We start from the raw sequence: 10,370 nt of genomic DNA, 5'->3' as shown, positions 1-10,370 counted from the left end.
CCTTCACTTACGCATGAATCGTGAGTATGTGTATCTACATCATAATAGACACCACTATATTCACTTAATATAGGGTGAAAACCATAACCAGAGATAAACCTTTCTAATTGTGCTCGTTCTTCTTGCAAATCATAGCATGTTGAACTTACAAAAACTTTTGGAATAGCCATATTTTACTCGTTATTATCATTTTCCGCATAGTATACATATCAATAATATCTTAAGCTAGATAGATTATTACACAGTAAGTTGCGTACTATTTTATATAATTCACATAACGCTGGCATAACACGTTTATTACCATGCAGACCAACCTGAATTTTATTGCCTTAATCACAAAACTAAAGGCAAACCCAGAATGCCGAATGTAATAAATCGTGTTGATGCGATTGTTGTGCGTGCTTACTTTCGGCTTGGTCAACTTGGTAAAGAACTGCCCTGCCAAGATTTTCTAAGCCTAGATTCTAATTTACCGATGCCAATTAAGCGAACAAAATGTTCTTAAATTGCGAGATAAGGTGAATGGAAAACCAATACATTTTTTACGCCATTTGAACGACTTGGTTTCAGCAGATTTGGAACTGATAAACCAGATATTCTAACAACAATTGGGATTGAAAATGCTAAGAGGAAAATACTGATGCAGGCTAAAATGAGGCATAACCAAAGAACAATTGAAGCGTGAATTAGCCGCTGAAACGCCTGAACTTAGGGAAATAAGGGCTAATTTGCCGAACCTGACGATACGAAAGCAAAAGGCAGCAAAGAAGAAAGGAACGCTTACTAAGCCGAAACTACTAAAGCCGCTATCCTATTGATGAACCGTGCAAAAAATTTCGGACTCAGTACGCACAACGCCTGCATAACACGTTTGCTACTATGCAGACCTAGCTGAATTTTACTGCCTTAATCACTGAAACTAAAGGCAAACCGACAACGCCGAGTGTAGCAAATCGTGTTGATGCGATTGTTATGTGTGTTCTTATTGAACCAATGAACTTTTAAGTACGAAATGATCATCGACCGTTTCAATTACTGTCCATTTTAGATTTGAATACAATGCAGGAATATGAGTAAAAACCAGCAACTCTGGTTCAGCCATTTCACTAACCATTTTTTCAGCATGATTAATCAATTGTGAGCTAATTCCTTGCTTACGATTTTCAGGTTTAATAAAGACAGCATTAATCCAAACTGCTTGCTCTTGAGTAATTGGAGATAGAAAACGAGTGAAAACTAAACCACCAATTAATTCACCATTTTCTAAGGCAATAATAGGATTTGGGATTACTTTTCCATCCTTTACTGTTGCCAGTGGTTCAACATCATCCCACTCACTTTCAAACCATTGATACAATTCAGTTAAATACGTTGAGTTACTTTCAACCGTTTGAATTAAAACCATAATTACTCCATTAAATCTATCATTTCCGTAAAAACACATAACGCCTGCATAACACGTTTGCTACGATACAGACCTAGCTGAATTTTACCGCCTTAATCACTGAAACTAAAGACAAACTGACAACGCCGAGTGTAGCAAATCGTGTTGATGCGATTGTTATGTTTATTAACTAACGTTGCGTGCAATCATTAATATTTCATCCGCAGAATATAGATTAGTAATCGTTGCTTCCACTTCTGCGCCTAATGTTGATTTATACAATTCTTGAGCAAAATTGTCGGCTCTCGTTGTAACAAACACATGCTTTAATACTGAGTCATTCTCTGCCAATTTTGCTTTTACTAATGGTAAAGAGTTCATGATTAAGCTGCGCCCAATACCTTTTCTTTGGTGGTTAGGAGAAACCGCTAATTGCTCAATTTCCATTACGACTTCAGGACGAAAACCACTTTTCTGAGTCCAAATAATATAACCAATAATCCCATTGCTATCTTCAGCGACAAAACACAAGACTCGCGGAAAAGCATTGAAATTACACACTAACCATTCATAAGATTGTTTCTGTCTTACGAAAGCTAATTTATGTACTTCTGCTGTATCATTTAAATCAGACTGTTCCATTAACCTTACTTTCATAAGTACCTCAATTTATTGGATAAACATAACGCCTGCATAACACGTTTGCTACCATGCAGATTAAGCTAAATTTACCACTTAATGTGGTAAACCTAAAGAAACCTACAATGCCGAATGTAGCAAATCGTGTTGATGCATTTGTTATGTGCGTTGTTACTTTTTGAATTTCAGAAATAATCCAAGTTTATTACCATGAATGACACTTGCCCATGATTTACCATGAACAGAAAAACCATTTTGCTCAAGAATAGAAACCATTTGGGGATTTTCTTCCAACTCTGTTGAAGCCATCAGGTTATCATCACCATATATATCCAAGAGTGAGACAACGATGCGCTTAGCTAAACCGTTACCTCTATAATCTGGATCGGTGTATAGATAACCTATTTCCCAAGAAAACTGTGAGTTAAACTCTTCTAGATCAGCTTTAGCTGGAGAAAAATCGGAAACTGTTTTTTGTTTGATTGCACCGATAGCTACTGGTTTATTATTCATTTTTGCAATTGCAATTAGATGACACCTATCTGCTTTTGTTGCAAGGTTTCCTTGTACTTTACCCTGTTTCCCGAGAATTTCAGCAAACACTCGTCTATGCTCGTCGTTGATATCAATCTTTTTGACAATTTCTAATTCTATTTTCATCTACATCACTCTTATTTATTACTAAGCACATAACGCCTGCATAACACGTTTGCTACGATACAGACTTAGCTAAATTTTAACGCCTTAATCACTGAAACTAAAGGCAAACTGACAACGCCGAGTGTAGCAAATCGTGTTGATGCATTTGTTATATTTTCTATTTCACCAAAAGTCTGAGTCTTGCGATTTCTACCGATGCACTTAAACAGAAAATGGAAACTAGAAGCAAAACCTTATCTTGCTCACTTGGCGCATCCTCTACCAACATTTCATATTTATGAGGTTCTTCACGCTTCACATAAGCACTCGTCTGTACAAAATCGACCAACGAAACATTGGTTACTGTAATATCATGCGCAAAGTCATTTCTCACCTGTAGTAGCTCGTTCAGTGATTTTAACAATGCAAGATAATCAGCTTTCATTCCATCGAATTGATCAAACTGAAATTCGTTCAGAAAGTCTTTAAATACACGTATTTTCCCACCAAAAGTCTTTCTTTCAATTTTAGGATCAAAGTCTAAAAGTAAGTTGTCCAACTTTAGTTCTAATAACATAATGATACTCAAGAATGCACCGATATGTTGATTGACTGATGAAGTTCTCGTCCTGATCCAATTATTCCCCTCAGCAGTGAACTCTATTAATTTTTCAGAGTTCTGCTGCGGAGTTAACGGTTCGGCATATTCAATGGAATTATATTTTGGTTTTGGCTTCCTTTTCAGTTTTACCTCGTAAAAGCGCCTTTGTACTTTAGCCATACGCTTTCTGATTTTTTTGATTTTTGTTATCACTGTATTCTCCCGAAAATATAACGCCTGCATAACACGTTTACTACTAAATAATTATACTTAAAATTGACGCCTTAAAACGAGAAACACCCGACAACCTGAGATGCCGAGTGTAGTAAATCGTGTTGATGCGATTGTTAGGTTCAGTTCGCAGGACTAAATGTATGTGTACAGTGAGGGTGTTCAGGAAGCTTCAAATCTTTTCCCCATTCCCCCTCCCCATAAGATAATTTTAATCTTTCTAGCATAATACTCGCACTGTGTGTAGTACCTGCTAACCCTTGAGAACATTTTGAGCTACTTTGTTCATTTGCAGAGTGCTCGACATAACAATCATCAGAACCACCATCAATAATTAATTCTAAAACAGCTTGATTATAAAATCGGCTAACTTGTGTTCGAACTAAGCGTTCGGACCAACCACTAGCGAAAACACGATTATCAGCCGAAAACATGCTCATACGTCGATCTAGTTTTCTTTCCGTTTCAGCAATAGCTTCATTCAGAGTAATTTTCAAATCAAAGAAATCTATAAGGATCTCTCGAAAATCATCTAATCTATTTCCACCAGATGTAACTTTACCAGCCACAGGTTCATATTGAACCAAATCTAAAGCCTTCTTTTTAAGGCCAGGGTTACTTCTTAAAGATTCAGGAATGTCAGTGAAATCTTTTGCATAACTAGCAGTCATTAGAGCCTCCAAATATTCATATAAAGGAAAGTACATACTATCCTTAAGTATTAGATATGGGCACTATATCCATAATTAAAGTAAGCCTTATGTAATTACACTGCTTACATTTAATTTAGAGATCTAAATCAAGAACCTAACGCCTGCATAACACGTTTGCTACTATGCAAACCAAGCTGAATTTTACTGCCTTAATCACTAAAACTAAAGGCAAACTGACAACGCCGAGTGTAGCAAATCGTGTTGATGCATTTGTTAGCTGCGTTCGTTTTTTACGTGTTTCTGCTTGAAAGATTGGTAAGATATTCGGGAAGTTCCAACAATTCTAAAAATAGATAACTGAGCTTCAGATTTTGCTCTTTCCCAATCATGTTTAAGCAGCAAAGCTAACTTTTCAGAGAGCTCTATATCAAGATGGTGATCTTCTGAACCTTTGTGCATTTTCCAAACAGTATCTAATATTTCAATATCGTTATTATCATCTGGATTCAAAAGTAATTGCAGCTCAACATAGTAATTTTTAACCTTATGAGTTTCATTACTTGAATAAGCAGAACAAATATTTAAAGCAAGCTTTCTAATTTTTTCACGCCACTCCTGCCGCTGCTGAGTAACATTTTCTATCGAAATCTTTCTTTCACTAATTCGTAAAGTTACTATACCCGCAACAATACCGGCCACAACAGCTGAACCTAAAATAGTAGAAATATCCATAAACAACCTTAATTTTTAGAAGAACTTAATTTGGGCTTAGATTCATTTTTTATATTGGTAACTTGGCTTCCAAGTAATGTTAAAAGTTGATTTCGATCTGCTACTTTTGCTTTACGAATTGAAAGATATTTATCCCATCCAGTAGTACCCTCAAAGGACTCTTCTTCTAGTTTTATATCGATCTTTCGAATATCTTCATCAAGTTTTGTCAGTAAATCGGAATATGTTTTTGTCAATAATTGTTGAGCATTACCTATTTCTTGCTCTTGAATAGCTTTTGCCTTTACTATCGATGATTGTGCAGATAAATACTCTACTCCTTTCCATCCACTTACAGCTAAACCAGCTATTAATGTAAGAACTAATAAAAATTTTTCTAATACTTCTAATTTTTCTTTCATAATCCCTCTAAACTTATTATTACCGACAAAGCAGCTAACGCTGGCATAACACGTTTATTACTATGCAAACCAACCTGAATTTTGATGCCTTAATCACGAAACCCAAGACAAACCCAGAACGCCGAATGTAATAAATCGTGTTGATGCGATTGTTGTGCGTGCTTACTTTCGGCTTGGCCAGCTTGGTAAAGAACTGCCCTGCCAAGATTTTCTAAGCCCTGATTCTAATTTACCGATAGTAATTAAGCGAACAAAATGTTCTTAAATTGCGAGATAAAGTGAATAGAAAACAAATACATTTTTTACGCCATTTGAACGACTTGGTTTCAGCAGATTTGGAACTGATAAATCAAATATCCTTGCCACAGCTGGGATTGAAAATGCTGCGAGCAAAACACTGATGCAGAATAAAATGAGGCATAACCAAAGAACAATTGAAGCGTAAATTAGCCTCTGAAACGCCTGAATTTAGGAAAATAAGGGTTAATTTGCCGAACCTGACGATACGAAAGCAAAAAGGCAACAAAGAAGAAAGGAACGCTTACTAAGCCAAAACTATGAAAGCCGCGATCCTATTGATGAACCGTGCAAAAAATTTCGGACTCAGTACGCACAACGCCTGCATAACACGTTTACTACTATGCAATTATACTCAAAATTGACGCCTTAAAACGAGAAACACCCGACAACCTGAGATGCCGAGTGTAGTAAATCGTGTTGATGCATTTGTTATATGCGTCTGATTATTATCGACTAATTAACAGAGCATTCTTTAATATCAATTACATACTCAGACATTAGGTTGTTTTTATATCCAAGTCCTGCTGGGCATTCAATTAATCCTTTAGGCTCAATAATTAAAGCGTAAGTTGCGTAATTAACAAAAACACCAAAAATCAAACCTGTAATAAATGATATTTTCAATTGTTTACTAGTTGGTTTTACTTCCTTTAAAAAAGTCACTTCTACAAACCTATAACCAAATACAATTAGAATACTAAAAAATCCAGCAAACAAAATACCACTAATGTAACCGATAGGTTCGTATAAAACCTTCGTTACATTAAAAATAAAGGGAGATAGAAAATTAGCACATACCCACCCATATAGTAAGATTATTGCAGGGGCAAAAATAAACCACACAACACGATACATCATTCTGACAACTCCAAAACTTTTTCAATCAATTTACTTTCAAAATCAGTAAGCTTATCGACAGTCCAAACAACTGTCGAACTAATAACTAAAGTGACACCAGAGTATAAAGCCGTTGCACCCAATATAGGAAATAAGTATACGGCACCGACAGCCAAACCAGAAACGGCTAGAATATTAACAAATATTTTAGCTTGCTCTACACCTAGTTTTTTCAATGTATATTCATCATTAACTATAAATTGAAGTACATTTATTCCAGAGCCAACCAATATCTCCATTGGGGCGCTAACCTTAACAAACCTAGCCATTCCTTTGACAGAGTCCAAAGCACCTAAACCTAGCTTTATAACTTGAGCATTATTAGCTTTAAATACACCACCATGAAGTAACGTTTGGCTCCATTTATCGTAATTTTTAAGAATAACATAATCTACGCCATCAATATTCTTAACTAATATTGTAACGCCAAGTCCACCAAGAGCTTTCGCAGTTTCTCTTGCATTATAAAGCCCAGTAACAGTATCTTTTACTGTTTTAGATTTATCGAAAGTATCAAAGAAAACTGTCCATTCTTCAGGTTCAAGAACTGCAAACTTAACAATATCTTGGGTATATTCAATATTAAGTTCTTTATCACCCTCTTTTGCTAACGGATTATACGGAGGCCAGTACATATTTTTAGGGTTGATTGTTATTTTTGATTCTTCTTTGAATTTAGGAAGAACTAAATACAAAGGCTCAAGGAATTTTTGCTTTGGAAAAGCAATAATAACCTCTTCAACAGCATCATCAGAAACACCATCAATATCTTGAGTTTTCCCGTCATTTGGAAGAACTTTTTCTTGTCGAAGACTTCCAAATCTACGCTCTGTCCCATTATGGAATAATGGGCCTTGTTTACTTGCACCATTCCATTCAATAACAACACCGCTTGGGAGCGTTGCTTTAAAAGCCTTACTTCCGCTCTCTGGATTTGGTTCAGCTTGAATAACAGGAAGCTTTTCACCGTCACGGTGAAAAGCGATTAAATCTTCTTTACCACTTTCATCATTTTGAAGTCGTAATTTAAGCTCTGTATTTACATCCGATAATTGATTAAATTCTTCACGGTTAATCAAATGCTCGGCTTTCATGCCTGATGCACAGAATAATAAACACCACGCAGGAAGAACCTCTTCATTATTGTGAGTTATTCGCCAAGCACCTAAATCGCTTAACGTCATATCCACTAAGCTAGTACCAGACAAGAGTTTTAACTCTTGCTCTGGTTCCATTTTAGAAAAGCGTTTCTTAAAGTCAGTGCTTTTTCCTGATGTTAATACCGCAACTTGACCATATTCTCTTAATGGAATGGATTGAGTTTTATCAACATCAGGAATAATACTTGAGGCGAAGCATTTATTAGAGCCTGGGCTAAATAACTCAGATACCGTTTTCATTACATTGGAAATAGCATCGTTAGATGCTAATGAATTTGCATTCGCAGTTTGAGTTTTGGCCGCTTCAGTTTCCGTAGCTATCGCATTTTGACGAGTAACCGCCGCATCTGTGATTGCAGGGGTAACACCTTTACCACTTCTTGCTTCTGCATCATAGGCTATTGACCACTTAGGAAAGAAACTGTCTTTGGTAGCCTCTTGATAACGAGCATCTTCTATACCTAACGGTTGCGTTCTATTTGGGGAGTCATGCGCCATAGAGTTAGGTGGAAATATACTATTTTTTGTTGTCATCGCAGTGCTTACCTATAATAAAAGACTGACGTTAATTCTATCATTACAATCAGGCGACTATCTCACTGAATTGATAGTTAAATCACCTAAAATGGAAGGGCTGTCAAGTTTACAAAAAAAGCATATAACGCCTGCATAACACGTTTGCTACCATGCGATTAAGCTCAAATTTACCACTTAACGTGGTAAACTCAAAGAAGCCTAGAATGCCGAATGTAGCAAATCGTGTTGATGCATTTGTTATGTGCTTAACGCCCTGCGGTTTTTGCTGCGTCTTCTATCCAATCACCTAGATTTTTATAGCCATCATCTGCAACCCATTCATAAACTGGGTAAGTGACCACTGAACCAGCTTTTTTAAATGTCCAATTATCAAACGGATTTTTACCTCTAGTTGTTGTTTTACCTTTATTGTCTTTTATATTATGTACATATATACCAATAATACCATTTCCTTTTGAATGACTACTTGTTATCTCATAATCAATCCATTTTTTACCTGCAGTATCCGAACCGATCAAAATAACAGTAACAGATGTCCCTTTTAATTGAGAGTCAATCCATTTTTCGATCTCTGAATCTGTTTTCTTTTTTACTTCTTCCCAATCAGCTGAGTCAAAAAAACCCGATGCTTTCCTGTCTTGAGTAAGCCAACTATTACGAACAATACTAGCTCTCCAGTTATCTTTTTGGTAACGAAAACTAAAAAATGTTTGACGTGCCATTATACTTCTCCTTGGTTTATTTTAACTTTAATAATCTCTAAAATTTTATGTTCTAATTGATTTAATGTGTCAGTTTTATCATTAAGATCTGATATTAGTTTTGAAAATTTTGATGGCGGATTTTCAATTTCTTTAGACCATAATTCTTCAGCCATATATCCTGTCGCTCCTACAGGGATAACCAGAACCCCTTTGGACTTTGAAATATCATACTCTTCTTGCATTCCATTCGAGTTAACTATATCCCCATCATTAACCTTATTACCAAAAAGAAAAATTGATATCCCAGCATGGGATATCATATCTTTCCTATAATGACTCCAAACTTCTTTCAGCGGTACTCTACTGTTTGAACTTTGTGGAAACGGTCTTAAAATCAATTGATCATTAATTGTATTATTACCTCTCATATAAATTTGTTCTAAAGCACCAGAAATAACAGCACTTCCTATTCCAAGCCCAAAGCCAGAAACTATCTTATAACCTTCAGCAATCAACTTACCACTGAGACGATGGACAAACTCCAATGTATCCTTCTCTCCATAAGCACCATATTCATGTGCTGCTCCAGAAATAAATATAGTTTTCTTTTTATAGTTAAATTCAACAACTCGAAGTAATTCTGTTATTTCAGAATAATCATCAATTAATATAGCTTTAACATTGAAACGATTGAGGTCATTTACAAATAATTCTTGTTTCCTTTCTCTATACTTAAAATCGACCTCTTCTTCACCGCTCTCTAATGATATTTTTTTTATAAAGCAATAATGTCGTCTTTGGCTACCATCATAAGCGATACGAACCCTGCTTAGAATATAATCAAGATTTGGGTCCGTAAAACTGAATCCAATAAAAATAAATATTTTTGATATCAAATCGCCTTTTAAGGCAGAAAGATATTGCTCCATTTTAACGTGATAACGTTCATAATCATCTTTTGTTAAAACTGCATCATGAGGATGCTCTACATCCCCATGCATTTTATAAATAACCGCATCTCTTCTTGGCTTAGTTGTTGATAGCTGATCTTTTGTAAATTTAACATCAGCTACCTTACCAGAACTAGATAATGCTTTTTCAAGTAGCTTATCGTAATTTGTAGTCCAAAATGTCTTTATTGGTAGCCTACATAATATTTCATGGTTTTCTGTTAATTTTGCATCTTGAGAAAACTCTTCAATCAACCTTTGATTAAGTTGACTTCTATTATTACCATTGGCATTGCAATGGTATTGCGCTAATGAAACTAAATCAGATTCCTTATCAACATCTAAACCAAGTTCTTCTGCTATTGGTCTTAATAATTCAGCCCAATTTACAAACCCAGACCCTGCAGACATTCCAGCGCCTGCAAATACGGCGACATTCTCTTCAAGTAATTCCTTACCTATATCTCTTATAAACGATTCTCTAACTAAATCCATACAGCTCCTAGCCTTCTGATATTGTTATTATTAACACTTAACCCAGC

The 10,370-nt window shown here is 35.6% G+C and carries 13 protein-coding genes; 1 reads left to right on the top strand and 12 read right to left on the bottom strand.

Translation table 11 applies throughout. The annotated features are described in order from the left end of the window. A partial coding sequence (locus BTO22_RS20420) for a DUF4062 domain-containing protein (protein WP_146107555.1) occupies nt 1-170 on the bottom strand: 170 nt, incomplete at its 3' end. Nucleotides 171-358: 188 nt separating this feature from the next. Between BTO22_RS20420 and BTO22_RS20020 the strand changes: the two genes are divergently transcribed. Then, nucleotides 359-505, top strand: coding sequence for a hypothetical protein (locus BTO22_RS20020; protein ID WP_155655031.1), 147 nt, complete (start codon nt 359-361; stop codon nt 503-505). 477 nt (nt 506-982) lie between these two features. On the opposite strand, the gene BTO22_RS13430 is transcribed toward BTO22_RS20020, so the two are convergent. The 11 genes from BTO22_RS13430 to BTO22_RS13375 all read right to left on the bottom strand — a co-directional run bounded on the left by BTO22_RS13430 (nt 983) and on the right by BTO22_RS13375 (nt 10,323). Next, nucleotides 983-1,405, bottom strand: coding sequence for a GNAT family N-acetyltransferase (locus tag BTO22_RS13430; RefSeq protein ID WP_105055944.1), 423 nt, complete (start codon nt 1,403-1,405; stop codon nt 983-985). Nucleotides 1,406-1,570: 165 nt separating this feature from the next. Beyond that, nucleotides 1,571-2,026: a GNAT family N-acetyltransferase gene (locus BTO22_RS13425; RefSeq protein WP_219843878.1), complete on the bottom strand. Its 456-nt coding sequence runs from the start codon at nt 2,024-2,026 to the stop codon at nt 1,571-1,573. A gap of 168 nt (nt 2,027-2,194) precedes the next feature. Further along, a complete protein-coding gene (locus tag BTO22_RS13420; protein ID WP_105055942.1) occupies nt 2,195-2,683 on the bottom strand; it encodes a GNAT family N-acetyltransferase in 489 nt (162 codons plus the stop codon). 157 nt (nt 2,684-2,840) lie between these two features. Then, nucleotides 2,841-3,476, bottom strand: coding sequence for a hypothetical protein (locus BTO22_RS13415; protein ID WP_105055941.1), 636 nt, complete (start codon nt 3,474-3,476; stop codon nt 2,841-2,843). Between the two features lie 140 nt (nt 3,477-3,616). Further along, entirely contained in the window at nt 3,617-4,165 is a 549-nt protein-coding gene (locus BTO22_RS13410; RefSeq protein ID WP_105055940.1) for a hypothetical protein, read from the bottom strand. Between the two features lie 255 nt (nt 4,166-4,420). Continuing rightward, nucleotides 4,421-4,879: a hypothetical protein gene (locus BTO22_RS13405; protein WP_105055939.1), complete on the bottom strand. Its 459-nt coding sequence runs from the start codon at nt 4,877-4,879 to the stop codon at nt 4,421-4,423. 8 nt (nt 4,880-4,887) lie between these two features. Next, nucleotides 4,888-5,280, bottom strand: coding sequence for a hypothetical protein (locus BTO22_RS13400; protein ID WP_105055938.1), 393 nt, complete (start codon nt 5,278-5,280; stop codon nt 4,888-4,890). A 753-nt stretch (nt 5,281-6,033) separates the two neighbouring features. After that, entirely contained in the window at nt 6,034-6,438 is a 405-nt protein-coding gene (locus BTO22_RS13390) for a hypothetical protein (protein WP_105055937.1), read from the bottom strand. Next, the gene (locus tag BTO22_RS13385; protein WP_181044653.1) at nt 6,435-8,171 is read right to left on the bottom strand and encodes an S-type pyocin domain-containing protein; all 1,737 of its coding nucleotides are present in this window, start codon (nt 8,169-8,171) and stop codon (nt 6,435-6,437) included. Before BTO22_RS13385 ends, BTO22_RS13390 begins: the two co-directional genes overlap by 4 nt. Nucleotides 8,172-8,419: 248 nt before the next feature. After that, nucleotides 8,420-8,896 (bottom strand): TIR domain-containing protein, encoded by a 477-nt coding sequence (locus BTO22_RS13380; protein ID WP_105055936.1) that lies wholly within the window; start codon nt 8,894-8,896, stop codon nt 8,420-8,422. Continuing rightward, the gene (locus tag BTO22_RS13375) at nt 8,896-10,323 is read right to left on the bottom strand and encodes an SIR2 family protein (RefSeq protein WP_105055935.1); all 1,428 of its coding nucleotides are present in this window, start codon (nt 10,321-10,323) and stop codon (nt 8,896-8,898) included. The genes BTO22_RS13380 and BTO22_RS13375 overlap by 1 nt, the downstream gene beginning before the upstream one ends. Nucleotides 10,324-10,370: the final 47 nt, after the last annotated feature.

The sequence above is a fragment of the Aliivibrio sifiae genome (genome assembly GCF_002954705.1).
Lineage (GTDB): Bacteria > Pseudomonadota > Gammaproteobacteria > Enterobacterales > Vibrionaceae > Aliivibrio > Aliivibrio sifiae_A.
Note: the sequence above shows the minus strand (reverse complement) of the source record. Positions and strands in the feature narration are given on the sequence as shown.

Bases quoted from the DNA above. Each gene is read 5' to 3' on its own strand.
- BTO22_RS13380 (WP_105055936.1), bottom strand. From the start codon at position 8,896: ATGGCACGTCAAACATTTTTTAGTTTTCGTTACCAAAAAGATAACTGG.
- BTO22_RS13390 (WP_105055937.1), bottom strand. From the start codon at position 6,438: ATGATGTATCGTGTTGTGTGGTTTATTTTTGCCCCTGCAATAATCTTA.
- BTO22_RS13400 (WP_105055938.1), bottom strand. From the start codon at position 5,280: ATGAAAGAAAAATTAGAAGTATTAGAAAAATTTTTATTAGTTCTTACA.
- BTO22_RS13430 (WP_105055944.1), bottom strand. From the start codon at position 1,405: ATGGTTTTAATTCAAACGGTTGAAAGTAACTCAACGTATTTAACTGAA.
- BTO22_RS13425 (WP_219843878.1), bottom strand. From the start codon at position 2,026: ATGGAACAGTCTGATTTAAATGATACAGCAGAAGTACATAAATTAGCT.
- BTO22_RS13420 (WP_105055942.1), bottom strand. From the start codon at position 2,683: ATGAAAATAGAATTAGAAATTGTCAAAAAGATTGATATCAACGACGAG.
- BTO22_RS13410 (WP_105055940.1), bottom strand. From the start codon at position 4,165: ATGACTGCTAGTTATGCAAAAGATTTCACTGACATTCCTGAATCTTTA.
- BTO22_RS13405 (WP_105055939.1), bottom strand. From the start codon at position 4,879: ATGGATATTTCTACTATTTTAGGTTCAGCTGTTGTGGCCGGTATTGTT.
- BTO22_RS13385 (WP_181044653.1), bottom strand. From the start codon at position 8,171: ATGACAACAAAAAATAGTATATTTCCACCTAACTCTATGGCGCATGAC.
- BTO22_RS13375 (WP_105055935.1), bottom strand. From the start codon at position 10,323: ATGGATTTAGTTAGAGAATCGTTTATAAGAGATATAGGTAAGGAATTA.
- BTO22_RS20020 (WP_155655031.1), top strand. From the start codon at position 359: ATGCCGAATGTAATAAATCGTGTTGATGCGATTGTTGTGCGTGCTTAC.